Origin of the sequence: Geomonas anaerohicana (assembly GCF_016458305.1) — a bacterium.
GTDB classification, from domain to species: Bacteria; Desulfobacterota; Desulfuromonadia; order Geobacterales; family Geobacteraceae; genus Geomonas; species Geomonas anaerohicana.
The window spans coordinates 235,423-259,838 of the sequence record NZ_JAEMHL010000006.1 but is presented as its reverse complement, the minus strand read 5'-3'; the positions used below and the strand labels follow the sequence as shown (position 1 = coordinate 259,838).

Annotated in this window: 21 protein-coding genes and 1 tRNA gene; 9 read left to right on the top strand and 13 right to left on the bottom strand. The window is 62.1% G+C overall.

What is annotated here, in order from left to right:
- Window positions 1–6: 6 nt before the first annotated feature.
- From thrS to cysK, 9 genes are all read right to left on the bottom strand, one after another.
- A complete protein-coding gene (gene thrS / locus JFN91_RS13410) occupies window positions 7–1,917 on the bottom strand; it encodes a threonine--tRNA ligase (RefSeq protein ID WP_199389699.1) in 1,911 nt (636 codons plus the stop codon).
- A 93-nt stretch (window positions 1,918–2,010) separates the two neighbouring features.
- A tRNA-Val gene (locus JFN91_RS13405) sits at window positions 2,011–2,085 on the bottom strand.
- Between the two features lie 104 nt (window positions 2,086–2,189).
- Entirely contained in the window at window positions 2,190–3,275 is a 1,086-nt protein-coding gene (gene waaF / locus JFN91_RS13400; protein WP_199389698.1) for a lipopolysaccharide heptosyltransferase II, read from the bottom strand.
- A gap of 278 nt (window positions 3,276–3,553) precedes the next feature.
- Window positions 3,554–5,074, bottom strand: a complete 1,521-nt coding sequence (locus tag JFN91_RS13395; RefSeq protein ID WP_215907379.1) for a sigma-54-dependent transcriptional regulator — start codon at window positions 5,072–5,074, stop codon at window positions 3,554–3,556.
- 31 nt (window positions 5,075–5,105) lie between these two features.
- Window positions 5,106–6,770, bottom strand: coding sequence for an ATP-binding protein (locus JFN91_RS13390; RefSeq protein WP_199389696.1), 1,665 nt, complete (start codon window positions 6,768–6,770; stop codon window positions 5,106–5,108).
- Window positions 6,771–6,794: 24 nt separating this feature from the next.
- Window positions 6,795–7,943 (bottom strand): iron-containing alcohol dehydrogenase, encoded by a 1,149-nt coding sequence (locus tag JFN91_RS13385; RefSeq protein WP_199389695.1) that lies wholly within the window; start codon window positions 7,941–7,943, stop codon window positions 6,795–6,797.
- A gap of 549 nt (window positions 7,944–8,492) precedes the next feature.
- A complete protein-coding gene (locus JFN91_RS13380) occupies window positions 8,493–9,065 on the bottom strand; it encodes a thermonuclease family protein (protein WP_199389694.1) in 573 nt (190 codons plus the stop codon).
- An 83-nt stretch (window positions 9,066–9,148) separates the two neighbouring features.
- A complete protein-coding gene (hybB, locus tag JFN91_RS13375) occupies window positions 9,149–10,402 on the bottom strand; it encodes a Ni/Fe-hydrogenase cytochrome b subunit (RefSeq protein WP_199389693.1) in 1,254 nt (417 codons plus the stop codon).
- Between the two features lie 526 nt (window positions 10,403–10,928).
- Window positions 10,929–11,882, bottom strand: coding sequence for a cysteine synthase A (cysK, locus tag JFN91_RS13370; RefSeq protein ID WP_199389692.1), 954 nt, complete (start codon window positions 11,880–11,882; stop codon window positions 10,929–10,931).
- A 590-nt stretch (window positions 11,883–12,472) separates the two neighbouring features.
- On the opposite strand from cysK, the gene JFN91_RS13365 reads away from it, so the two are divergent.
- The 7 genes from JFN91_RS13365 to mnmA all read left to right on the top strand — a co-directional run bounded on the left by JFN91_RS13365 (window position 12,473) and on the right by mnmA (window position 17,820).
- The gene (locus JFN91_RS13365; RefSeq protein WP_199389691.1) at window positions 12,473–13,726 is read left to right on the top strand and encodes an O-acetylhomoserine aminocarboxypropyltransferase/cysteine synthase family protein; all 1,254 of its coding nucleotides are present in this window, start codon (window positions 12,473–12,475) and stop codon (window positions 13,724–13,726) included.
- A gap of 49 nt (window positions 13,727–13,775) precedes the next feature.
- The gene (gene thiS / locus JFN91_RS13360) at window positions 13,776–13,988 is read left to right on the top strand and encodes a sulfur carrier protein ThiS (protein WP_199389690.1); all 213 of its coding nucleotides are present in this window, start codon (window positions 13,776–13,778) and stop codon (window positions 13,986–13,988) included.
- Window positions 13,988–14,800: a HesA/MoeB/ThiF family protein gene (locus tag JFN91_RS13355; RefSeq protein ID WP_199389689.1), complete on the top strand. Its 813-nt coding sequence runs from the start codon at window positions 13,988–13,990 to the stop codon at window positions 14,798–14,800. The genes thiS and JFN91_RS13355 overlap by 1 nt, the downstream gene beginning before the upstream one ends.
- Window position 14,801: 1 nt before the next feature.
- Entirely contained in the window at window positions 14,802–15,200 is a 399-nt protein-coding gene (locus tag JFN91_RS13350) for a Mov34/MPN/PAD-1 family protein (RefSeq protein ID WP_199389688.1), read from the top strand.
- Window positions 15,201–15,306: 106 nt separating this feature from the next.
- The gene (locus JFN91_RS13345; protein ID WP_199389687.1) at window positions 15,307–16,257 is read left to right on the top strand and encodes a 4Fe-4S binding protein; all 951 of its coding nucleotides are present in this window, start codon (window positions 15,307–15,309) and stop codon (window positions 16,255–16,257) included.
- A 21-nt stretch (window positions 16,258–16,278) separates the two neighbouring features.
- Entirely contained in the window at window positions 16,279–16,503 is a 225-nt protein-coding gene (locus tag JFN91_RS13340; protein ID WP_199389686.1) for a sulfurtransferase TusA family protein, read from the top strand.
- 246 nt (window positions 16,504–16,749) lie between these two features.
- A complete protein-coding gene (gene mnmA, locus JFN91_RS13335; RefSeq protein ID WP_199389685.1) occupies window positions 16,750–17,820 on the top strand; it encodes a tRNA 2-thiouridine(34) synthase MnmA in 1,071 nt (356 codons plus the stop codon).
- A gap of 10 nt (window positions 17,821–17,830) precedes the next feature.
- On the opposite strand, the gene modC is transcribed toward mnmA, so the two are convergent.
- From modC to JFN91_RS13315, 4 genes are all read right to left on the bottom strand, one after another.
- A complete protein-coding gene (gene modC / locus JFN91_RS13330) occupies window positions 17,831–18,889 on the bottom strand; it encodes a molybdenum ABC transporter ATP-binding protein (protein ID WP_199389684.1) in 1,059 nt (352 codons plus the stop codon).
- Window position 18,890: 1 nt separating this feature from the next.
- On the bottom strand, window positions 18,891–19,574 hold the full coding sequence (gene modB / locus JFN91_RS13325) for a molybdate ABC transporter permease subunit (RefSeq protein WP_199389683.1): 684 nt from the start codon (window positions 19,572–19,574) through the stop codon (window positions 18,891–18,893).
- A 310-nt stretch (window positions 19,575–19,884) separates the two neighbouring features.
- Entirely contained in the window at window positions 19,885–21,534 is a 1,650-nt protein-coding gene (locus JFN91_RS13320; RefSeq protein WP_199389682.1) for a methyl-accepting chemotaxis protein, read from the bottom strand.
- A 132-nt stretch (window positions 21,535–21,666) separates the two neighbouring features.
- Complete coding sequence (locus JFN91_RS13315; protein ID WP_199389681.1) at window positions 21,667–22,446, bottom strand: tyrosine-protein phosphatase; 780 nt, start codon at window positions 22,444–22,446, stop codon at window positions 21,667–21,669.
- Between the two features lie 153 nt (window positions 22,447–22,599).
- Here JFN91_RS13315 and JFN91_RS13310 point away from each other — a divergent pair, with 153 nt between their 5' ends.
- Both JFN91_RS13310 and JFN91_RS13305 read left to right on the top strand, forming a co-directional pair.
- On the top strand, window positions 22,600–23,565 hold the full coding sequence (locus JFN91_RS13310) for a 4Fe-4S dicluster domain-containing protein (protein WP_199389680.1): 966 nt from the start codon (window positions 22,600–22,602) through the stop codon (window positions 23,563–23,565).
- Window positions 23,562–24,413, top strand: a complete 852-nt coding sequence (locus JFN91_RS13305) for an FAD/NAD(P)-binding protein (RefSeq protein WP_199389679.1) — start codon at window positions 23,562–23,564, stop codon at window positions 24,411–24,413. The genes JFN91_RS13310 and JFN91_RS13305 overlap by 4 nt, the downstream gene beginning before the upstream one ends.
- The last annotated feature ends 3 nt before the right edge of the window (window positions 24,414–24,416 follow it).

Genomic DNA, 24,416 nt, shown 5'->3' with positions numbered 1-24,416 from the left:
CACCTCCTATTTGTAGGTTTTGACTTCGTTTTCTATGAACGCGATGAACTGTTCGGGGGTCATCGCCTCGAGATTCTTGCCGTCGCGGAAGCGCGGAGCGAGCAGGCCGCCTTCGACCTCCTTGTCACCAACCACGAGCATGTACGGTATCTTCTGCAGCTGCGCCTCGCGGATCTTGAAGCCCAGCTTTTCGTTTCTGAAATCCTTCTGCACCCTGACGCCGGCAGCGCGCAGTTTGTCGAACGCAGCCTGTGCGTAAGGGATCTGGTTGTCGGTAACCGTGAGAACGGTCGCCTGAACCGGTGCCAGCCAAGTCGGGAAGTTTCCGGCGAAGTGCTCGATGAGGACACCGATGAAGCGCTCGATGGCGCCCAGGATGACCCTGTGCACCATGACGGGGCGCTTTTTCTCACCGTCTGCGTCCACGTAGGTGAGGTCGAAACGCTCCGGGAGGGTAAAATCGCACTGGATAGTAGCACATTGCCATCTTCTGTCAAGTGCGTCGCGCAGCTTGATGTCGATCTTGGGGCCGTAGAAGGCGCCGTCGCCTTCGTTGATTTCGTAGGGGCGGCCGGAGTCCTTGAGTGCATTCAAGAGGGCGCTGGTGGCCAGTTCCCAGGCATCGTCGGAGCCGATAGACTTCTCGGGACGGGTGGAAAGCTCCATCTCGAACTCGAAGCCGAAGATCCCCATCACCTCGGTGACGAACTGGATGACGCCCTTGATCTCGGCGTCCAGCTGCTCCGGGGTGCACAGGATGTGGGCGTCGTCCTGGGTAAAGCCACGCACGCGCAGCAGGCCGTGCAGAACCCCTGCCCTCTCGTGGCGGTGCACCGTGCCGAGCTCGAAGTAGCGCAGCGGCAGGTCGCGGTAGGAACGAAGCTGCGAGCGGTAGATCATCATGTGGGCCAGGCAGTTCATCGGCTTGACGCCGTAACCCTGCTCGTCCACGGTGGTGAAGTACATGTTCTCGCGGTAGTTCTCGTAGTGGCCGGAACGCTGCCAGAGCTCGGTCTTCAGGATCTGGGGACCCTGGACGATGTCGTAGCCGCGCTTTAAGTGCTCTTTGCGCTCGAAGTCTTCGAGGATGGTGCGCAGCATGGCCCCTTTCGGGTGCCAGATCACCAGGCCGGCGCCGACCTCGTCGTTGAAGGAGAAGAGATCGAGCTCCTTGCCGAGTTTCCTGTGGTCGCGCTTCTTGGCTTCCTCGATGCGCTCCAGGTACGCGTCCAGTTCCTTCTTGTCGGCGAACGCGGTGCCGTAGACGCGCTGCAGCATGGCGCGCTTCTCGTCGCCGCGCCAGTAGGCGCCGGCGATGGAGGTAAGCTTGAACGCCTTGCAGTAGGAGGTCTTGGGGAGGTGCGGACCGCGGCAGAGGTCGGCGAAGTCGCCCTGGGTGTACAGGGAGACGTGGTCGGCGCCCAGGTCCTCGATCAGCTCGACCTTGTAGTCCTCGCCCATCTTCTTGAACAGCTCGATCGCCTCGGCGCTGGAGAGTTCGGAACGCTCGATCTTGAGATCGGCCTTGGCGAGCTCGCGCATCTTGGCCTCGATCTTCTCGAGGTCTTCCGGGGTGAAGGGGTGATCGACGTCGAAGTCGTAGTAGAAACCGGTCTCGATGGCGGGACCGATGGTCACCTTGGCCTGCGGGAACAGCGCCTTGACCGCCTGCGCCATGAGGTGCGAGGTGGAGTGCCTGATGATCTCGAGCGCCTCGGGGCTCTTCTCGGTGATGATCTCCACCTTGGCGCCGTCGGCGAGCTTGGTGTTGAGATCGACCAGGTTGCCGTCGATTTTGCCGGCGATGGCAGCCTTGGCGAGACCCGCTCCGATGGAAGCGGCCAGATCGAAGATAGAGGAGCCTGCAGGCAAGGGCCTTTGGGAACCGTCCGGAAGCGTGACCTTAATCTCGTTCATGCAAGACCCCTTTTGAAAAACTAGTGGCAAAACAGAAAGAGGCATCGAAACTCGATGCCTCCGTCGAACCTCGTACTGAAGGTCTCTTTTGATTGGTAGGCGCGGGCGGTTTCGAACCGCCGACCCCTAGCGTGTCGAGCTAGTGCTCTACCCCTGAGCTACGCGCCTGTTTTTGTTGCCGCTTTGTGCAACTCGGACTTTGTACCAATTCGCCATTTTAAAGTCAAGGCTTTTATTTCAGGCAAATGAATTTTTCTCATTGGAGAAAACGGCTAGCCGCCGTACAGCTCCGTAAGCAGCTGAAGTAGCGTCTTTGCCACTTCGGCGGGATCGGCGTCGATGCAACTCCCCTGGTGCTCGCAGGGCGGGATGGTGCCCCACTTGGCGCAGGGAGCGCAGGGAAGCGTCGAGGCGAAAACGCGATGGCGCTCCCCTTTGGGAGCCCACTTGGCGGGGTCGCTCGGCCCGAACAGGGAAACCGTTGCCGTTCCCAGCCCGGCGGCGATGTGCAGCAAACCGGAATCGCCGGTTACCAGGGCCATGGCGGCCTCGATAACCGCGGCGCTCTCAGCCAAAGTGGTCGCCCCTGCCAGGTTGACGCCTCCGGTAGCACGGGCAATGGCGTCGGCAACGTCTTCGTCTCCTTTGCCGCCGAGTACGACCACGGCGCATCCGGCAAGCACCAGCGAAGCAGCCAACTGCCGATATTTCACACCGCCCCACTCTTTAGCCGGCACACTGGCACCCGGGAAGATGGCGACGAAGGGGCGGTCCCCCAGTCGAGCCAGCAGTTGTGTGGCGCGTTCACGCGCTGCAGCCGGCAGTTCCAGAAACGGGACGGCAAGGTCAGCCGGCGCCTCAATGCCCAGCGGTGCCAACAGGCGGAGGAAGGAATAGGGTTCGTATTCTTTGAGGTCGTAGGGAACGGCATCGCTGAAGAGGCGCTTGCGCTCGTTGGTGGCAAAGCCTATGGAGCGGCGGGCGCGCACCAGGCGGGCGACAAGGGCGGAAAGCCGGTACCACTGCTCGGTGTCGATGACCAGGTCGTAGCGTTTTTTCAGGACCGCGCGCAGTTCGCCCGGCTCGTCATAGCGATGCACGGCGTGGAGCCCAGGGCACATTTCGAAGGCGGCGGCGTTTCTGTGCTCGGCGAGGATGTCGATGCGGCAGGAAGGGTACGCCGACTGGAGGGCGCGCAGCATGGGGATGAGCAAAACGGCGTCGCCGATGCCGCCGGGGCGGATGATGAGGGCGGAGCCGGGCGCCATGGCCGCGGCGGGCTTATTCCGGCGCGGCAGCAGTCGGACCAGGAGCGGACCGGCAAGTGAGTCGAAGCGTTTCAGATGGTTTGCCTGCAAGACAAGCTCCCCTGGACAGGATTTCCGGCGGCGAACGCCGCAGGTGACAATATCTATTACCAAAAAATGCAGGGTGTTGGCAATGGCGGGGTTAAGTCCCTTCCCCCCTCCCGGCCTCCCCCCTCCGGGGGGAGGAGCTAGTGTGCGTGTGACTGGACGGGAAGATAACAGAGAAAGGAGAAATCTACGGGCAGAAATGATGGGCGTAAAGTCCCCTCCCCCGGAGGGGGAGGGACAGGGAGGGGGAAAGAACCGCTACCGCAGGCAAAAAACCTCGCCTACCGCCCCGGCAACTCCAGCTCCTTCATCTTCCTATATAAGGTATTGCGCGCGATGCCGAGGGCCTTGGCGGCTTCGGTGATGTTGCCGTCATACTGGGCCAGCGCTTCCTTGATGGTCTCGGCCTCGGAATCCTTGAGGGCGTGCAGCGGCGGCACGATCTTCTTCCTGCGCATGACGGTGAGCAGGTTGGACTGGGCCTGGCGCAGGGAGGCAAGCATCCCGTTCAATTCGTCCGCCCCCAATCGATCCAGACAGTCGCAACTGCGACATTGCTCGATGAGATCGCCTCCGGCGTGTACCGATTCGGGCTCGGCGAAGCGCTGCGCCGGCTGGGCAACCGAACGCACCGGCGCCGACGGCCCGGCCAGGAAGGTCCCGCCGAGGTGCTCGGGGAGAATGGTGTCACCGTTACAGATCACCACCGCGCGCCGCATCACGTTGGCGAGCTCGCGGATGTTGCCGGGCCAGGTGTAACCCTGCAGCAGGCGCACGGTGCCCGGGGAGAGCCGGAGGTCCCGGTTCAACTGCTGTACGAAGTGCTCGGCCAGAAGCGGTATGTCCTCGTGGCGCTCGGCCAGGGACGGGATCTCCAGGCGCACCACGTTGAGCCGGTAAAAGAGGTCCTCACGGAAGGTCTTCTCCCTGATGGCCTGCTCCAGATCGACGTTGGTGGCGGCGATGACACGGACGTCGGTCTTGATGGGGCGCTCCCCCCCTACCCTCATGAACTCGCCGGTCTCCAGTACCCGCAACAGTTTCACCTGGATCTGCGGGGTGGCGTCGCCGATCTCGTCCAGAAGCAGCGTCCCGTTGTTGGCCAATTCGAAGATGCCGCGCCGGGTCTGGTTGGCGCCGGTGAAGGCACCCTTCTCATGTCCGAAGAGCTCGCTTTCCAGGAGGTTCTCGGGAAGCGCGCCGCAGTTGACCGGGATGAAGGGTTGGCCGGCGCGCGCGGAGGCGGCATGAATGAAGCGCGCCAGCACCTCCTTGCCGGTGCCGGTCTTACCCTGAATCAATACGGAAATATCCTTGCTGGCGACCTTGTAGGCCAGGGACACCATGCGCTTCATGGGCGGCGACACGCCGACCCGGAAACCGACCCCCTGGGCCACCTCGGCCCACTCGTCGGCGGCGGCAAGTCCACGGCCGTGCACGGCGCCCGCGCCGGCTGCCCGCTCGATCATCAGCTCGATCTGGTCGATGTCGTCGAAGGGCTTTTCCAGGTACTCGTAGGCGCCCAGTTGCATGGCGGTGACCGCGGTCTTGACCGTCGAGTACCCGGTCATGATGATCACCTCGCAGGAGGGCTGCCTCGACTTGATGATTTCAAGGAGCGTGATGCCGTCCGTGTCGGGAAGCTTCAGGTCCACCAGGGCGACGCTGAAACGCCCGGCCTCCAGTGCCGCCAGCGCCTCGGGCTCGTTGGCCGCGGTGACCACCTGGTACCCCTTGCGGGTCAAAAGGCGGCGGAAGAAGGTGCACACGTCCCTCTCGTCATCGATTATCAGTATTTGCATTTGAGACTCTGTCACGGCCTGCTCCCAACTATTAGTCGTTGCGTTCGTCTACCGGCAGTACGAGACTGAAACGGCTCCCCTGCCCCAAGGTGCTCTCCACCTCGATGTTGCCGTGGTGCGATTCGGCGATGCCGAGGCTGACCGAGAGACCGAGACCGGTCCCCTTGCTGGCCTCCTTGCTGGTGTAAAACGGTGTGAAGATCTTGGAGACGTTTTCGGGCGCTATGCCGATGCCGTTGTCGCTCACGCTCAGGACGGCCCAGCGCTGGTTGCCTTCGACGCGCAGCGAGGTGGCGACCTCGATCACCTTCTCCTTGCCGTCCACCTCGGTGAGCGCGTCCCGGGCGTTGATGAGGAAATTGGTCAGCACCTGCTGGATCTGCGGACCGTTGGCGTTGATCCTTGGGAGGTCGCGGTCGAAATGCTCGAAGATGGCAATCTGGCTGCGGTTGATCTGGTACTGGATCATGTCCAGCACCCGCTCCGCCTCGGCGTTCAGGTCCACCGGCGAGAAGGGGGCCTGGTCCTGGCGCGAGAAGGTAAGCAGGTTCTGGATGATGCGCTTGCAGCGCAGTCCGCAGTTGATGATGTCGGAGAGCGCCTCGACGTGCTCGGAATCCTCCTCCCCCTGCAGGTCGCGGGCGAGCATCTGGGCGGTGCCGATGATCACGGTCATGGGGCTGTTCAGCTCGTGGGCCACGCCGGCCGCCATGACGCCCAGCGCCACCATCTTGGCCGACTGCACCAGTTGCGCCTCCATCTTCAGCTTCTTGGTCACGTCCTTCATGATGATGGTGACCGCGGCGAGTTGCTTATCCTCGTTGAACACCGGGTAGTAGGAAAGCTCCAGAAACTCCCCTTCCGGGGTATTCCACTGCTGGAACACCGGCTTGCCGGTTTCCTTGATCTCCTGAATGGGGCAGTTCTGGCAGGGCTCGGTGCCTCCCCGCAGTTTGGCGAAGCACTTGTTGCTGATGGCCTGGTTGAAGGCGTCGCTCATGCCCGGGGGGAGCTGGCCGTTATGCAGCAGCACGTTGTAGTCGGTGTCGATCAGGAAGATGGGATCGGTCACGGCGCGGAAGGTCGCTTCCCACTCCTTCTTGGCGCGGGAGACCTGCTTGTACAGCCGCGCGTTCTGCATGCTGATGGCAAGCTGGTCGGCCAGGTGCTGCGCGAAGTTCAACTCGGCACGGGCGTAGGCCGCGTCGATGGTGCTTCCCAGGAGCAGCAGTCCGGTCACCGAGGATCGCTCAAAGAGCGGTGCCGCGGCGAGAGAGCGCAGCGGTTCGACATGTTTTTTGGTCACCTGGGCCAGGCAGAGCGGGTCCAGCATCGGATTGTAGCTGGTGGCCCCCTTGTCCCGGAAGGCGTTCCAGAGGATGGACTGCTTGGGGATGTAGCCCAGGTCGGTGAAGTCGCGCGGGGCGACGGCAATCAGCTTGAGCTTCCCCTCGGTGAGCTTGGCCAGCGCCAGGAAGTCGCAGGGGAGCGCCTCGGGGAGCTTGCGGAACGCCCTCTCGATGATGTCGCCGATGGACATGTCGATGTTGATGTCGCGGGTCAGCTGCTGCAGAATCTCCAGGCGGCTGTTTTGTTTCAGCACGTCCTGGTTCCTCTTTTTTAGCTCGACGTAATAGTTGAGCTTGGAGGAGTCGACGCCGGTCAGCTGTTCGAGGAGTTTACCCCTGTTTTTCACGGCACTTCCTTTGCGGCCCCTGGCCTACATCGCGTTGCGGTAGATCTGCTCGATCTGCTCGCGGGTTGCGTAGCGCGGGTTGGTGACCAGGCAGGCGTCCTTGGTGGCGTTCTCGCTCAAAAGCGGGATGAACTCCTCCTTGAGCCCCAGTTCGGAGAGCCCCTTGGCGAGCCCGATATCCTCGATCAGGCGCTGCACCGCCTCGATGGAACGCTCGGCGGCGGCAATAAGCTCCAGTCCGGTGACATCCTCCCCCATGGCGACGGCGATGTCGCGGAAACGCTCCGGGCAGGCCTGCAGGTTGAAACGCATCACGTGCGGCAGGATGGAGGCGTTGGTTTCGCCGTGGTGCTGGTCGAGCAGGCCGTCGACCTGGTGGGTCATGGCGTGGGCGGCACCGAGGATGGCGTTGGAGAAGGCCAGGCCGGCGGTGAGGCTCGCCATGGCCATGTTGGTGTTGGCTTCCATGTCGCTTCGCACGCTGACGGCCCTTCTCAGGTTGCGGGAGATGAGCGAGATCGCCTTGAGAGCATGGATGTCGGTGAGCGGCGTGGCGGCCAGCGACACGTAGGACTCGATGCCGTGGGTGAGCGCATCGACCCCGGTGGCGGCGGCAAGCTTGGCGTCCTTGGTCTTGAGCAGTTCGGGATCGACGATGGCGATGTCCGGGATGAGGGAGCGCGAGATGATGGACATCTTGAGCTTGCGGTCGGTGTCCACGATGATGGTGAACTGGCTCACCTCGGAGCCCGCCCCCGCGGTCGACGGTACGATGACCATGGGGGGAAGCGGCGTCGAGATCTTGTTGATCCCCTCGTAATCCTTGAGGCGCCCGCCGTTGGAGGCGATGGTGGCGATGGCCTTGGCCACGTCGGTGGGGCTTCCGCCGCCGACCGAGACGATGCCGTCGCAACCGGAGGCCAGGTACTTGGCGGCCCCCTCGGTGACCTCGCAGTCCTTGGGGTTGGTGGTGAGGCTGGAGAAAATAACCGTGTCGAGTCCGGCGGCACGGAGGTAATCCACCGCTGTGTCGACCCATCCTGCCGAGATGACGTCGCTGTCGCTGACCAGGAAGACCTTGGACACGCCCAGGCGCACGACACTTTCACCGATCTGGCTCAAGGAGCCCCGGCCGAAGATGATTTCGGGTGCAACGAACTTGCTGATTTCCATGTGCTGTGACTCCTGAAACTGGCTCTGCACCTGCGCGGTCGCGCCGGTAGACACCGTATACACTGGCAAGATCGATACCAAAATCGGGCCAAGGGTGCCCGGGCGCGGCAGCATCTCTAATGAGGAATACGGGTAATCCATTGAATACAAAACAATGAGACGGTTTTTTACGTAGTGCGAAAAAATGCCGCTTCGATTTGGAACAGTGCACTGCTCAAAGCGGTGACAGTGTCACTATATCTAACAACTGTCTCTTTATGGAACAGAAAAAACGTACCGTTTTGTAACAGGAGGGGGTTGGAGAACGGCGCCGGCGGCGCAAAGATGGGACAAGTCTTTGAGAAAAGGGAGTTTGCACTGCTAGAGGGTATGAACGGGCGACTCAACTCGCCTGCAGGGGCGAAAGGTTCTATTTATGTGTAAACAAAGGCGCAGAGAGGGACTGGCTCCCTCAGGTGCCTGTCCCTATAGCGGAACGCACCTGTCAGCTCAGCCAGCTTCACAAGCGGCAAAGGGGACAGGCACCTGGCGGAGCCAGTCCCCGCTCAGTTACTTTGCCTTTACTTTCAGGTGGGGCTTGAACTCCCAGGGGGGCTGAGGGTTGTCCTGGGTCCAAAGACCGTTGCGCTTGGCGCGCGCAGTACGCTCGGTGGCAAAGTACAGCGGGTGGTCCCCCCGTCCGAGCAGCCTGCGGTAGGCCCAGGCCCAGCCGTCGTTGATCATTTCCAGGTTGATGTTGCGGCCGTCCAGGTAGACGACGGCGACGGCAACCTGTGTGGGTTCCGTCTTGAAGACCAGCGTTTCACGGATCTCGATGCGCACCACCTGGTGCAGCACCTTCAGGGACAGGGCGCGGAAGGCGTCCTCGGCATAGGGTTGGCCCGCCTTGTACCAGCCGGTGAACTTGTCGATCTTGGCAGTCTGGGGAGCGGCGATACCGTAGAGCCGTACCGGTATTTCGGTGCCGTAGGAATTAACGGTGAGGCGATCGCCTTCACTTACCCCCACCACCAGCCCTTCAATGATGTGAACCTGATGATGGGGATCGTTCTGGGCCCGGACAGGCACTACCCAAAGGAGCAGGCACGACCAGAACGCCACTAGACAGCCGGCTTTTTTCAACAACAGCCTCCCTCCACCATCACAACCCGTTAATTTGCGAATACGCGCGCCATGTTAGCAAAAGAGAGTGGGCAAAGCAATGCTCAATAGCGGGCCTGCGGCGCAGGAAGCCGGGGAAGAAACTTAATCAGCAACTGGTAGGCGAGTATTTCCAGCGAAACGATGCCTACTGCGATCATGACCTCGGCGAAAGAAGGGAAATAGTGCCAGCCGTTGCCGGGGTTGAATCCGATCAGGTAGACGTTGAAGCGGTACAGTCCGCCTCCCAAAAGCATCACCACGGCGGCCAGGAACAAGCGGCGCGGGGAATGCCTGGTGCCGACGCCGAAAAAAGGAATGGCGCCGATTCCCATCAGGAAACATTCGGCCAGGAAGAAGATGGAGTAGAAATCGCCGTGAAAGACGGCGGGGACCTGGTCGCGGCGCATGACGTCGCCGATGCGGATCACCAGCCAGGCCATGGTGAGCCAGGGAATGACCCGGCCGACGGCGGCAAGCTGGGCGTTGTAAAAGCCGCGATGCAGAACGAACGAGGAGAGGATCGACACGAAAATGACGATGGCGTAGCCGAAGTAGATGCAATTGATCAGGAACAGCAGGGGGAGAAAGGGGCTGTGCCAGAGCGGGTGCAGTTTGGTGGAGGCGATCAGCATCAGCGAACCGAGCGCGGACTGGTGCATGGTGGGCAGGATGATGCCGGCGCCGGCGGAGCAGATCAGGATCCGGTTGATGATGGTCCCCAGCCGGGGCGACGCGACCGGCCTCCTCCCCTCCCCTGTCGGCTGCCAGTCAACCAGCCCTTTGTGCAGGAGAGAATTGAGCACGATGGTGCGCAGCGACGTCGGCCTGCCCTGCCCCATGAAGGCGAGCAGGTTGGGGAGGTATTCCAGGCTCAGCGCGATCAGGTAGCCGAAAAGGCAGAGCAGGAGTTCGAAAAAGGCGGAGTTGGGTTGCCAACTGGTGGCGGAGAGGAGACCGTGGGCGTTCCAGGGGCGGCCGATCTCCACCACGATGGACAAGGCCGCCAGGAAGGAGCCGAAGAGGCTGGTGAGGATGGCGGATTTGACCAGGGTATGGTAGCAGCCGCGGTTGATTATGTAGCTTAACAGGGCGACCGTGTAGCCGCCGCAGGTCACGGCGGTGCCGATGGCGACGTCGTAGGCGACCCAGATCCCCCAGGGGTAGCCGTCGCTTAGGTTGGAGACGGCTCCGATCCCCTTGGTGAAGCGGACCGCGGTGAAGAAGATGCCGACCAGGGAGAGGATAGACAGGACGAAAAAGGATTTCGTAAAGATATGTCCGTTGGCGCCGGGGGGCCGTGTGCTGTCACCGATCATCTCTGTCCCTGAATGTCTTACGCTGATGAAGCGTCGCAAGTGTAAGGGGTGGAAGGGGCAACTGTCAACAGTTGCGTATACCGGCTGGTTTTAGAAGCAAATCCCCCCTGTCCCCCTTCGCAAAGGGGGGGACGTAAGGCCCAGGGCAGCGCTTCGGGTGGGACGTAAAGAAGCCGACCGTTCCTGGTTCCCAAGCTCCTGCTTGGGAACCTCATATGGCGCAAAGCTCCAGCTTTGCATCCGAGGGAAGTTTAGCTTCGGAGAGGCTTTGCATTCCCAAGGTGGATCTTGGGAACGAGATCAAACGCAGATTGCAGCGCCCTCACCCCACCCCTCTCCCGGAGGGCGAGGGTGCAAGCAGCGAACAATCCCAGGCCGGTAGCGGAGGAGGAGTAGCTTTCGGTAAGTTGGCTGGGCGGAAAGTAGCGCTCCGCTAGAGGGACAGGCACCTGGCGGAGCCAGTCCCTGCCGCAAAAAAAAAGCCCCGGGGGACCCGGGGCTAGGGACAGACTTGAGGTTGTGACGGTTACGCTTCTTCGAAGAGCGCGGTGGACAGGTAGCGCTCGGCGAGGTCCGGGAGGATGACCACGATGGTCTTACCTGCGAATTCGTCGAGGTTGGCGAGACGCACGGCGGCAGCCACGGCTGCACCGCTCGATATACCGACGAGGAGTCCTTCTTCCTTGGTCAGGCGCTTGGCGAACTCGAGCGCCTCGTTGCTGTCGACCTGCTCGACGCGGTCGACGACGGAGAGGTCGAGGGTTTCCGGGATGAACCCGGCACCGATGCCCTGGATCTTGTGCGGACCGGGCTTGAGCTCCTGGCCGGCCAATTTCTGGGTGATGACCGGGCTTTCTTTGGGCTCCACGGCTACCGCTATGACGGGTTTGCCCTTGGTGTGCTTGAGGTAGCGCGCGATACCGGAGATGGTGCCGCCGGTTCCGACGCCGGAGACGATGACGTCCACGGCGCCGTCGGTGTCAGCCCAGATCTCGGGGCCGGTGGTCTTCTCGTGGATGGCCGGGTTAGCCGGGTTCTTAAACTGCTGCGGCAGGAAGTAACGGGCCGGATCGGATGCGGCAATCTCTTCGGCCTTAGCGACAGCGCCCTTCATCCCTGCAGAGCCGGGGGTGAGGATCAGGTTGGCGCCGAGAGCGGCCAGCACCCTGCGGCGCTCGATGCTCATGGTCTCCGGCATGGTGAGGGTCAGCTTGTAGCCGCGTGCGGCGGCGACGTAGGCGAGAGCGATGCCGGTGTTGCCGCTGGTCGGCTCGACGATCTCGACCCCGGGTTTCAACACGCCACGTTCCTCGGCGTCCCAGATCATGTTGGCGCCGATACGGCACTTGACCGAGTAGGCGGGGTTGCGACCTTCGACCTTGGCCAGGACAGTTGCCTTGGCCCCCTTGGTCACATGGTTCAGCCGCACCAACGGTGTGTTGCCAATGGATTGGGAGTTATCTTGGTAGATACGGGACATGTTGAGTGTTCTCCTTTCGGGTGAGTGACCTTCGTTGGCAGCGCCAACTTTAACATCTGTGAAATTATCGGCAATCTCTCAGCGTTTTGGTAATTCTTATATTTAACCTGCAACATTGTCAACTATTTTATTTTGGTACTTGATCGACGTGATGTGTTTTGTCAAAATTCGCGCTGTCGCCCTCCCCTCACGCCCTCCCCTCACGCCCTCCTGCAACGCCATGGTGAGGAAGTGGTCCGCTGGCTGATTCAGGCAACAGTATTCACGCATGATTCGATCAATTTTCAGCATCGCCACCGGCAACGGCTCCGCACTCATCCAGTAAACAACGCTGTCCAACCAGCCGACAATTCGCACTTTGCGAGGCATGCGGCATGGTTGCCCGAGCATTCGTATGACATGATAGCAGCATCGACAAAAGCACAAACCGTGGCAGGAAATGCCGATTCAAATACAACACCTGCACGCTATGACAATTGTTATTTATTTCTTGACAAAAGGACTTTTAAAAATTACCCTCCCCGCAGTCACCGGTACAACAAAAGTATCGGCATGTATTGGGTGAGCCGTGATTCGGCACTGGAGGGGATGTGGCAGAGGCAGCACAAGAACTACGATTCGACACCAAGTTGATTCATGGCGGGACCAGCCTCGGCCCTTCCGGCGCCACCAAGCTCCCCATCGTGCAGGCTTCGGCATTTGCCTACCAAACCGCAGAGGAACTCGAGGACATCTTCAGAGGCCGCGCGATCGGCCAGGTCTACACCAGGATCGGCAACCCCACCCTGGAGGGACTGGAGAAACGGCTGGCGGTGATAGAGAAGGGCATTGCCGCGGTGATCACCTCCTCCGGGATGTCCGCCATCACCACTGCGGTGATGGCCGTGGTGCGCAGCGGCGACGAAATACTCTCATCTTCTTCTCTCTTCGGCGGCACCTACTCTCTCTTCCACGATACGCTGGCCAACTACGGCATCAAGACCCGCTTTTTCGATCCCACCGACCTTGAGGCCCTGGCAGCGGGGATCAACGACAGCACGCGCCTCATCTTCGTAGAAACCATCGGCAACCCGAAGATGGACGTGCCCGACATCGAGGCTTTTTCCCTCATCGCCCGGAAACACGGCATCCCGCTCATGGTCGATGCCACCGTCTCCACTCCGTACCTCGCCCGCATGCGGGACCTAGGCGCGGACATCGTCATTCACTCCACCAGTAAATATATAAACGGCACGGCAAACTCCATCGGTGGAGCGATCATCGACGCGGGAAGCTTCGACTGGCGCAGCGAAAAGTTTCCCCACTTCGAACCGTTCCATCGCAAGTACCGCAATTTCGCGTTTACGGCCCGCGTCAGGAAGCTGATCCACAAGGATTTCGGCGCCTGCGCCGCACCCCTGAATGCGTTTTTGTCCGGCGAAGGGTTGGAAACACTGGCACTCAGGATGGAGCGCCACTGCTCCAACGCCCTGGAGTTGGCGCAATTTCTCCAGGCACACCCGAAGGTCGCCTGGGTCAACTATCCGGGACTGCCCGACTCCCCCTTCCACGAGGTGGCCTCGCGCCAGTTCGGCGGCCGCTTCGGCGGGTTGCTCACCTTCGGCCTTGCCGACAAGGCATCGGCCTTCCGTGTGATCAACGCGCTCAGGCTCGCCAAGAACCTCGCCAACATCGGGGACACGAAGACCCTGGTGATCCACCCTGCCAGCACCATCTGCGCCGACTACACCGCGGAAGTGAAGGCGCTCATGGGGGTGAGCGAGGAACTGGTCCGGGTCTCGGTGGGGATCGAGGATCCGGCCGACATCATCGAGGATTTCCGTGCCGCCCTGGCAGGGGTTTAAAAACTATTTTTTACCATTTTTCTATGCTACTAAACGAGGAGCGCATCTAATGAATCTGACTGTGAACGGCAAGCCCGCCACCATCGCCGAGGGGACCCCGGTCTCCCTCAACCACCTGCTCGAGGCCTTAAAGGTCGAGCAGCGCGAGTATGTCACCGTGGAACTAAACGGGGACATCATGGATCGCGGCGACTTCGAGGCCACCACGGTCAAAGACGGCGACAGCATCGAATTTCTCTATTTCATGGGCGGAGGTAGATAGTGAAGCTCACCGAAGAGCAGATTAACCGGTACTCGCGGCACATCCTTCTCAAGGAAGTCGGCGGCAAGGGACAGTTGAAGCTGATAAACGGCAAGGTGCTGGTGATAGGCGCAGGCGGCCTCGGCTCCCCCATCGCGCTCTACCTCGCCGCGGCAGGGGTAGGCACCATCGGCATCGCGGACGCCGACCAGGTTGACCTCTCCAACCTGCAGCGTCAGATCATTCACAGTACACCCGACGTGGGCAAGGCGAAGGTGCTCTCGGCCAAGGAGAAGATGCTCGCCATCAACCCGGAACTGAACGTGGTCACCTACGAGACCTGGGTCAACGCCGAGAACATACTTCCGATGATCGCCGACTACGACTTCATCATCGACGGCACCGACAACTTCGCGGCCAAGTTCCTGATCAACGACGCCTGCGTCCTGGCCGGCAAGCCCTACTCCCACGGTGGGATCCTGCAGTTCGACGGGCAGACCTTCACCGTGGCCCCGGGCGAATCCCCCTGCTACCGCTGCGTCTTCCCGGAGCCGCCGCCCAAAGACGTCATCCCGACCTGCTCGCGGGCCGGCGTGATCGGCGTTCTTCCCGGCGTGATCGGCACGCTGCAGGCGACCGAGGCGATCAAGTACCTGCTCGGCGCCGGCGACCTGCTGCACGGGCGGCTGCTCACCTACAGTGCGCTGCGCATGCGCTTCCGCGAGGTGCCGATCCGGAAAAACCCGAAGTGCCCGATCTGCGGCGAGCATCCGACCATCACCGAACTGAAGGACGAGCTGGACGCTCTCACCGTCTGCGACCTGGGGCACTGAGATGCTGGAGATCCCGAGGGAGATACTGGACGCGGCGATCGCCCAGGCACAGGAAGGTTTCCCGCTGGAGGTGTGCGGCCTGATGGGAGGGACGGTTAAGCGCGTGGCGAGCCGCTATCCCATGACCAACACCGACGCGAGCAACGAGCACTTCATGATGGACCCGAAGGAGCAGTTCGCCGCGGTGAAGGCGATGCGCGCTGCGGGCGAGGATATGCTGGTGATCTACCACTCCCACCCGGAGTCCCCCGCCCGCCCCTCGCAGGAAGATATCCGGCTCGCACTGACACCCAACGTCTGTCACCTGATCATCTCGCTCGAGAACCGGGAAGAACCGGTCGCCAGGGCGTTCCGGATCACGGCCGGAGTGGTCGAAGCGGTGGCAATCGAAATCATGTAAACAGGATGCATGGGAATAATGTGAGTAATGGGAATTATGGGATTTGGCGAAAGGGCTTGATCCTATTCAGCCTTGAATCTATTGTTTTCAGCCTTAGGAGAGAATTGTGGCAGAGCAGAAAATTGATCTGAGAAACCTGAAGGCCGGCGGCTTCATCAAGGAACGCGGCAAGGACCTGTTCACGGTACGCCTGCGCGTGCCCGGCGGCAGGATGAGCGTGGACCGCCTGTCCAAGATCGCGGCTGTGGCTCAGAAGTACGGCAAAGGGTACGTGCACCTGTCGGTGCGCCAGTCCATCGAACTGATCAACATCAACTTCGCCGACTTCGACGCCGTGGTCGCCGAACTGGGCGAAGAGCAGCAGAAGGTCGCCTCCTGCGGCGCCCGCGTGCGCGTCCCTACCGCCTGCGGCGGCTGCGAGTACAACCCCAACGGCCTGGTAGACACGCAGAAGTCCGCGCTGGAGGTGGACCAGAAGCTCTTCGGGACCGCCACCGGTCACCACAAGTTCAAGGTCTGTTTCGCCGGCTGCCCCTTCGACTGTCCCAAGTCGGCCATCAACGACGTCGGCTTCCAGGGTGCGGTCTGGCCCAAACTGGACGCGGACGGCTGCATCAGTTGCGGGCTGTGCGCAAAGTCATGCACCGAGGGGGCTCTCTCCATGGGTGCGGACAACAAGCCGGTGTTCGACGCCACCAAGTGCATCTACTGCGGCGACTGCATCAAGGTCTGCCCGACCGGTGCCTGGAGCGCCGAGAAGAAAGGGTACACGGTGAGGATCGGCGGCAAGTGGGGACGTCGCCCGCTGGTGGGTACTCTCTACGCCACCTTCGTACCGGAAGAGCGCGTGGTGGATTTCATCTCGGCGGTGCTCGGATGGTATCAGGAAAAGGCAGAGGGTGCCGGTCGCGTGCGCTTGGGGGACATCATCATACGCGAAGGATGGCAGTCGTTGCTGGAGCGCCTGCGCAGCGAGTTCCCGGAGTACGTGGTGCAGGAAACGATCGCACCGCAGGTAATCCAGACCCAACTGCCGCTGCCCGGCCAGCAGGCTTAAAGCAGAAAGCGAGGAAAGTGCATGCAAACTGTAGATCTCAGGGGCGTTACCTGCCCAACCAACTTCGTCATGGCCAAACTGGAACTGGAGGACATCGAGGCGGGCACCACGGTGGAGTTCCTGCTCGATGACGGGGAGCCGGTCAAGAACGTGCCCAGGAGCCTCAAGGATGAAGGACACAAGCTGCTCGGGCTCCACGAGCGGGAGGGGTACTACGTGCTCACGCTGGAGAAGGGCGAGGAGTAAAACGCAAATCCCCCTGCCCCCCCCTTTCACAAGGGGGGGACGTTGTGCCCTTTGTCTCGTTATTGGATGGAGCGCAGGGGTAGTTCCAAGTCTCTGATGAACTTGCCATCCCCCCTCGCCCTCCGGGAGAGGGTGCCCGAAGGGCGGGTGAGGGCAACGCCACGGAGGGAGTTGGTTGCCTTTGGCAGCGCCCTCACCCCAATCCTCTCCCATAGGGAGAGGGAGTAAACTCTATGGAAACAAAGAATGTCAGGTAAAAAACGCGTAGTAGTGGCAATGAGCGGCGGCGTCGATTCATCGGTGACCGCCGCTCTTCTCAAGGAACAGGGACACGACGTGATCGGGGTCTCGCTCCAGCTTTACGAACGCCCGGAAAAGACGCCGTCGGGCGGAAAAACCTGCTGCTCCCTCACCGACGTGATGGACGCAGGACGGGTCGCCAAACGCCTCGGGATCCCGTTCCAGGTGATCGACCTGCGCCAGCGTTTCAAGGAATTGGTGATCGACGACTTCGTGTCGGAGTACAAGGCCGGCAGGACGCCGAACCCCTGCGCCCGCTGCAACGAGAGGATCAAGTTCGGCCTGCTCCTGGAGATGACGGCCTCCTTCGACGCCGACCTCCTCGCCACGGGCCACTACGCCCGCATCGAGCCGGACGCCGCCGGCATCTACCGGCTGCGCAAAGGGCTCGATCCCCGCAAGGACCAGACCTATTTCCTGTTCGGCATGAACCAGCAACAGCTTGCCCGCACCATCTTCCCGGTGGGGCACCTGGAAAAGCCCGAGGTGCGCCAGCTCGCCGCGCGCTTCAACCTTCCCGTGGCGCAGAAGCAGGAAAGCCAGGAGATCTGCTTCATCCCGGATAACGACTACGTCCGTTTCCTGGAGGAGAGCGGCGTGACGCCGCGCGCAGGCGAGATCGTGGACCGCGACGGCAACGCGTTTGGGCGCCACGACGGCATCCACCGCTACACCGTGGGGCAGCGGCGCGGCCTGGGCATCGCCTGGAAGGAACCCCTCTACGTCACCGGTCTCGATACCGATAAGGCGCGGGTAATCGTGGGTCCAAAGGAGGATCTACTGACAGGTAGCCTCTGCGCCGACCAACTCACCTGGACCGACGCACCCATCGCCGGTACCTTCCGGGGCACCTGCAGCATCCGCTACCGGCAGCAGCCGGTGCCGTGCCGCGCCGAAGTGTGCCCGGACGGCAGGCTCCGGGTCGAGTTCGATACACCGCAGGCGGGGGTAACCCCGGGCCAGGCGGTCGTCCTCTACGACGGCGACATGGTGGTCGGCGGCGGCTGGATCCTCTAGCAGCCGTTCCTCAACTCAGGCGGCGGAAGGACGATGCCTTGATAACGGCGTAAACCTCGTTGCGCGCCTGGATGGCCAGGTCGTCGGCCGCCTGCACCACCACCTCCGCGATCAGCGTTTCGTGCCCGCAGCGCAGTTCCACCCCCACCTTGTTTCCCGAGGGGAAGGTATCCATCACGGTGCACTTGAGGAGATTGCGGGCACTCACCGCCTCGGGATGCCTGGTGAACAGGATGATGTCCCGGGAGGATAGCTCGAACACCGCCATCGGCTCCTCGTCGCCGGCAGAGACGAAGATCTCCTCCAGCCCCCACCGGTAGACGTACAGTCCCCCCATCTTGCGCAGTTTTTCCACCTGCAACAGGTTGATGTAGCCCACCTGGCTCTGCCCCATCCGATCACGGGCCAGCTGTTCCGGCGTCGTCTGCCCAAGCACCCTCCCCTCCCCCATGGCCAGCACCTGGTCGGTCAAGAGCCGTATTTCCAGCAGAGAATGAGAAATGAAAAGGTATGGAATCCGAAACTTTTCGCTGGCTCGTTTCAAGTAGTGGATGATCTGCAGTTTGAGGGCGTCATCGAGGGCCGACAGGGATTCGTCCATGAGCAGCAGGCGCGGATTGGTGAGAATGGCCCGCCCCAGGGCGACCCTCTGCTTTTCTCCGCCGGAAAGCCGGTTCACGCCGCGGTCGAGCAGTCCGTCCAGTTTGAGCACCGAGACCAGGGCCTTGACGTCGATCTGCCGGTGCCGGGCCGGACAGCGCCGGTAGCCGTAGAGCAGGTTGGACTCCACACTGAGATGCGGGAAGAGACAACTGTCCTGGAACACGATGGCAACCCGGCGCTCCTGCGGCGGGAGGTTGATGCCGCGCTCGCTGCTGAACAGGCACACGCCGTCGAGGACCATCTCTCCTTGGTCTGGCTCTACCAGGCCGGCGATCAGGCTGACCATGGTGGATTTACCGCTCCCGGAGACGCCGAAGACGCCCACCTGCTCCCCACTGACGGTGAAGTCGGTCTCCAGGTCGAAGCCCCCGGCAAATCTCTTGTAAACCGCCATGCTCAGTTCCATCTCACTGCCTCCTGGTGAGTTTCCTGGTGAGACTCTCGTGCACCAGCAGCACCACTACTGAAAGTGCGATGGCTACGGCGCACAGGACCAGCGCGGCCTGCTCGCCACCCGGCGATCCGGCATAGTCGTAGATGGCCAGGGGGATGGTGCGGGTAACGCCCGGAATGCTCCCGGCGACGATGATGGTCGCTCCGAACTCGCCCATGCTGCGGGCGAACATGAGCGAGGAACCAGCCACGATACCGGTCCGGGACAAGGGGAGGATGACGGTCAGCAACGAGTCCAGCGAACCGGCACCCAGGGTGCGCGAGGCCTGGACCAGGCGGGTGTCGATGGATGCCATGGCGAGACGGATCGAGCGCACCAGCAGGGGGAACCCCACGAGCGCGGAAGCGAGCACGGCGGCCTTCCAGGTGAAAATGAGTCGCATCCCGAAGGGCTCCAGCACGGGGGCCAGCAGGCCGTTCTTTCCCAACGCCAGCAAAAGCAGGTAGCCCATGACCACGGGGGGGAGCGTAAGCGGAAGGTTCACCAGGACTTCGAGAAGCACCTTTCCCCTGAACTTGAAGAATGTCATCAGGTAGGCGTAGAGGAAACCGAACGGGAGGCTGAGCAGGGTCGCAGTGAAGGCGACCTTGAGGGAGAGGACGATGGCATCGATATCGGGACTGCTCAGAACCGGCATGGCTCACCTCGCTGTGATGCCGTTCCGGTAGCAGGTTCCGTTCCAGATATGGTAAACGGCGCATGTAGCTGAGGTGGCGGGGTTCTGGGGGGATTGAGGCGGCATGGGGCAGGGAGTGGGACGGGCGGTGGGTGCTGATTTTTAGGGCACGTGGGGGCGGGTTGCGGGCAGTGGGTGGAGAAGGGGACTGGCTCCGCAAGGTGCCTGTCCCCTTGGTACTTGTGAAGCTGGCTGAGCTGAAGGGAGCGTTCCGCTAGAGGGACAGGCACCTGACGGAGCCAGTCCCTTCTGCCGCACGCGCCAGCACGGACTAGCCGGCGAGCTTGAACTGGGCCATGATCCGCTCCAGGTCCTTGACACAGACGGTGAGCCGGGTGGCCTGCCCGGCACAATTCTGCGAGCCTTCGGCAGTGCTCTGCACCAGATCGGTGATCTGCCGTATGTTGCCGCTGATCATGCCGGTGGTTGCCGTCTGCTCTTCGGCGGCCTGGGCGATCTGCACGATCTCGCCGGCGACGACGTTGACCTGGTCCAGGATCTCCCGCAGCGCCGCGCTCGACTTGGTCGCTTCGCTGGTGCCGGCCTCCACTTCGCGTACCCCTTCCTCCATGGCGCCCACGACCCCGCGGGTCTCCTGCTGCATGGTGTTGATCATGTCCCCGATCTCGCGGGTGGCCCGGGTGGTCCGCTCGGCAAGCGCCCGCACCTCGTCGGCAACGACCGCAAAACCACGCCCCTGCTCGCCGGCACGGGCTGCCTCGATGGCCGCGTTCAGCGCCAGAAGGTTGGTCTGGTCGGCTATGTCCTCGATGGTGCCGATGATCTGGCCGATCTGGTCGCTGCGCTGCCCCAACTGTTCCACGGTTCCGGACAGCCCCTTGACCCGTTCTGCGATCTGCTCCATGACCGTGATGGTGCCGGCGACAACGGTAACGCCGGTCTCGGCGATGCCGCTGGTGCAGCGGGAGTTTTCGGCGGCATGCTGGCAGTTACGCGAGATCTCGTGCGAGGTGGCTGCCATCTCTTCGCTGGCGGTGGCCATGGTTACCGACTCGGTGGCAGCGTACCCGGCATTGCTGGCAATCTGCTCGGAGACCACCGAAAGCTGGTCCGCCGCGCCGACAAGGGTTGCCGAGGTGGCGTGCAGTTGCTGCATTACGTCCCTGAACTTTTCCACCATGGTCTTCAAGCTGATCATCATGCTTCTGACGCTGCCGCCCCCCTGCACCGAAACATCGACGGAAAGGTCCCCCCCGGCGATGCGGTCCATCACCGTGGTGCAGGCAACGAAGGTGTTTTGAATGTTCCTGATGATGAAGGCGCTCAACAGGAGGCAGCCGAGGGTGACGGCGATGCAGAGCGTAACGAGCAAGGCGGTGGAGCGGCTGAGCTCGGTACCGGTGCTTTTCTCCAGTGCGGTCCCCTTGGCATCGGCCACTTTGACCAGCTTGTCGATGCTGGTGCGATGCTGCTCGTACAGCCCTGACAGGGTTGCAACCGCCTGGCTCGCCTTGGCCTGGTCACCGGAGAGCAGTGCCGGGAAGAATTCGTTTTGCGCGACCTGGTAGAACTGCACCGCGGGACGATAGGAGGTCTCGACGATGAGCTGTTTCTCCTCTCCTTCCTTGAGTTCCCTGCCCCAGTAGGCGTGGCGCTCGTCATACTCGCCCTTGAGTTTCTTGAAGGAGTCCTGCAACGCCCGGAGCTTGGTTTGATCGGTCTCCCGCGTGGCCTGGAGCACGACCAGGTAGGATTCGATGATGTATTCCGGCGGGGGGAGTATGTCGGCGACCAGGTCCTTCCCCTGCACGAGTTCGCTGTAGATCGGCCCGTTTACCTTGACCCGGTTGATTATGGAATACGCTGTCACGGATACGATGCTGAGCCCGACAACGCAGACGAGCGCCAGGAAGACGATCTGCTGCAATACGCTGAACCTGGAGATGGAAGAATGCTTCATTGCACACCCCTGATAGTGATGGTCGTTAGTGCGACTCTATCAAGTATCGGCCGGTGTGGTCGCAGCTTTAGCGATAAGGATGATTGCCGGGCACGAAGGGATGGGAAAGCGAAGAGGAGAATCAGGCTGAGATCAGGAGCCGTTGGCAAGGCGGGCGCCGCGCAGCAGGTCAAGAGCCTCCCCTGCGCCGAGGATCGACTCGATCGCGGCGAACCCGGCCACCAGCATCTCCCACAGTTTTTCGCTGCTGTGCCCGTCGCTGCCGACACAGGAGTACAGGCCATGCCGGAGAAACAGCAGGGCGCGCTCACGAACCTCGTAGCCGTAGTACCCGGCAAAGCTGCCGAGGTTGCCCTGGAACCTGCAGCCGAGTCGCTTGAGTTCTACGATCTCCGAATCCTCCAGCTGGGGTTCGGCGTCCCTCCCCAGAACCATGGAAAGCGCTCCGCGCACCCCCCCCACGGCCCGGGCTGGATCAAAGGCAGTGCAGCGCTCCGGGTGGGCGATGAGCGGGGCAAGACCGTGTTCGGCGAAGGTCTGCACCATGGGACGCAGCAACTCAGGACCGGCATGGAAGGGAACCTCGACCAGCAGATAGCGGGAGTCGCCTGACCTGAGCGCACCGTGCAGCATCTCTGGCAGGTACTGGTCCAGGTAATGCTCGTTGCCCGGCACCAGGCGTAGGGGAATACCTTCGTCATCGAGACGCCGCTGCATGAGTTGTACGGCGCGAACAACACGGGCAGGATCATTCTCATAGCCGCCGCGGATCAGGTGCGGCGTACAGTGCACCGTACCGAAACCAAAGCTTGAGAGCGTGCGCGCCATGTCGAGCGACTCTCTCAAATCCACGGCCCCGTCATCGAGCGCCGGAAGCAAATGGCAGTGATAATCAGTGAAGTCCGAAGGCATGCATCATTCTGTAACACCTGAAAGCCGTGAAGTCAAAGATCCGCACGATTACAATGGTCTAAAAGAATGACGGGCGCCAGTGAGTGAATCACCCTCTACGCCTTGCCATCATCAGCGCTCCCGGTAAAATTATCACTTGCGCGAGGAGGTACTGTGGCAAACAACTTCCTGAAAACGTCAAGGCTGGATCAGTTTCTGGACGCGCTGCGCCTCTTCGGAGAGCTGCACGCACCGACCACCTCCGAGAGCGGGGTGCACAGGTTCTCGCTCCTTGACGACCCCGCCGACCTGAACCTCGACTACCGCCGCACCCAGATCCCCCCCAAGAAATACCTGCTCCCTTTCAGGGAAGAGATCCTCCACTGCGCCGGTGACACGTACCGTGAAGGGCACTGCGGAGCCGTCGACATGGTACTGTTCGGCGTCCACAGCTGCGACCTGGAAGGGATCGCCTACCTGGACCGGGTTTTCCTTGCCGACCCCGCTGACCCCGGTTATTCCGCGCGCAGGGCCAGCCTCACGCTGGTCGGCGTCACCTGCCACCCCGACGACTTCTGCTTTTGCCCGGAAGGAACGGTATCCACCGCCTGCGATCTCTTCCTGGCCGCTTCGGGAGACGGATTTCATCTCACCAGTCACAGCGTTAGAGGAAATGCCATCCTTGCCGCAGCGGAGCACCTGCTCGAGGAAGGAGTCCCCCTGCAGCCAGCGACCTCCTCCGGCCTCTGTTTTCCGCCCCAGGACCCGGAGCTTCGCTTTTCCGACCACCCGCTTTGGGAGAAGTTCGCCTCCACCTGCGTCTCCTGCGGGGCCTGCTCGGTCTGCTGCCCCACCTGCTACTGCTTCGACGTGCGCGAGTACCCTGCCCTTTCCGGGGGCTGCACGCGCATCAGGGAGTGGGACAACTGCCTGTTCGCCAGCCATGGCGAGGTGGCCGGGGCCAACTTCCGCCCGGAGCGGCTGGACAGGCTGCGCTATCGCTTCCTGCACAAGTATTGCGGTTTCACCCCGCTGCAGGGGATCAGTTCCTGTGTCGGCTGCGGCCGTTGCAAGGAGGTCTGCCCGGTGGACATCGACCTGCGCGAACTGACCGTTGCGCCGAAGCAGGTGCAGCCATGAAACAGCCCCACCACTCGCCCCATGTCCCCTACGCCGCGCACCTGGTCGAGCGTCGCGACCTCTCGGATGATACCGCCCTGTTCCGCATCGCACCCGAAGCCGACGCCCTCGCCCAGCTTTCCTCCTTCGTTCCCGGGCAATTCGTGCAGCTCTCGGTCCCGGGCGCCGGGGAAATCCCGATTTCGCCCGCGGACCTTCCCGCTGCTGAAGGGACGGTGGAGTTGTGCGTGCGGCGCGTGGGACACGTCACCGAGCTGCTGCACAAGCTCGAGCCCGGGGCGCAACTGGGATTGCGCGGCCCCTTCGGCTGCGGTTTCCCGCTCGACGAGATGGCCGGCCGCCCGGTCCTGCTCCTCGCCGGGGGACTGGGGATCGCCCCTCTGCGTTCGCTGCTCATGCACCTTTTGCGGCAGAGGGAGCGTTACGGGGACATCACCCTCATGTACGGGGCCAAGCAGCCCAGGCTCATGCTGTTCCGTGAGGAGTTGGCGGCCCTCGCCGCCGCGGGTGGCATGCGGCTCTACCTGACCGTCGATTTCGCGCCCGAGAAGCTGGAGGGGGGCTATTCCTGCGCCGTCGGACTGTTGCCCGACCTCCTGAAGGGGTTCCGTTTCGACGCCGCCAGCACCTATGCCGCGGTCTGCGGCCCCCCACCGCTGTACCGCTGCCTGGTCGCCGACCTGGAGCGTGCCGGGGTCGCGGCGCAACGGATCCTGCTCAGCCTGGAGCGCAGGATGCGCTGCGGCGTTGGACGCTGCTGTCACTGCGGCATCGGTCAGAAACTGTGCTGCGTGGACGGGCCCGTGTTCCGGGCCAGTGACTTGAAAGGGATACCGGAGGCGCTGTGAGAC

Excerpts from the sequence above, each read along its gene's own strand:
- thiS (WP_199389690.1), top strand. The coding sequence starts at position 13,776 with ATGAATCTGACTGTGAACGGCAAGCCCGCCACCATCGCCGAGGGGACC.
- hybB (WP_199389693.1), bottom strand. The coding sequence starts at position 10,402 with ATGATCGGTGACAGCACACGGCCCCCCGGCGCCAACGGACATATCTTT.
- JFN91_RS13385 (WP_199389695.1), bottom strand. The coding sequence starts at position 7,943 with ATGGAAATCAGCAAGTTCGTTGCACCCGAAATCATCTTCGGCCGGGGC.
- JFN91_RS13305 (WP_199389679.1), top strand. The coding sequence starts at position 23,562 with ATGAAACAGCCCCACCACTCGCCCCATGTCCCCTACGCCGCGCACCTG.
- JFN91_RS13320 (WP_199389682.1), bottom strand. The coding sequence starts at position 21,534 with ATGAAGCATTCTTCCATCTCCAGGTTCAGCGTATTGCAGCAGATCGTC.
- JFN91_RS13395 (WP_215907379.1), bottom strand. The coding sequence starts at position 5,074 with ATGCAAATACTGATAATCGATGACGAGAGGGACGTGTGCACCTTCTTC.
- JFN91_RS13350 (WP_199389688.1), top strand. The coding sequence starts at position 14,802 with ATGCTGGAGATCCCGAGGGAGATACTGGACGCGGCGATCGCCCAGGCA.
- thrS (WP_199389699.1), bottom strand. The coding sequence starts at position 1,917 with ATGAACGAGATTAAGGTCACGCTTCCGGACGGTTCCCAAAGGCCCTTG.
- mnmA (WP_199389685.1), top strand. The coding sequence starts at position 16,750 with ATGTCAGGTAAAAAACGCGTAGTAGTGGCAATGAGCGGCGGCGTCGAT.
- cysK (WP_199389692.1), bottom strand. The coding sequence starts at position 11,882 with ATGTCCCGTATCTACCAAGATAACTCCCAATCCATTGGCAACACACCG.
- modC (WP_199389684.1), bottom strand. The coding sequence starts at position 18,889 with ATGGAACTGAGCATGGCGGTTTACAAGAGATTTGCCGGGGGCTTCGAC.
- JFN91_RS13315 (WP_199389681.1), bottom strand. The coding sequence starts at position 22,446 with ATGCCTTCGGACTTCACTGATTATCACTGCCATTTGCTTCCGGCGCTC.
- JFN91_RS13340 (WP_199389686.1), top strand. The coding sequence starts at position 16,279 with ATGCAAACTGTAGATCTCAGGGGCGTTACCTGCCCAACCAACTTCGTC.
- modB (WP_199389683.1), bottom strand. The coding sequence starts at position 19,574 with ATGCCGGTTCTGAGCAGTCCCGATATCGATGCCATCGTCCTCTCCCTC.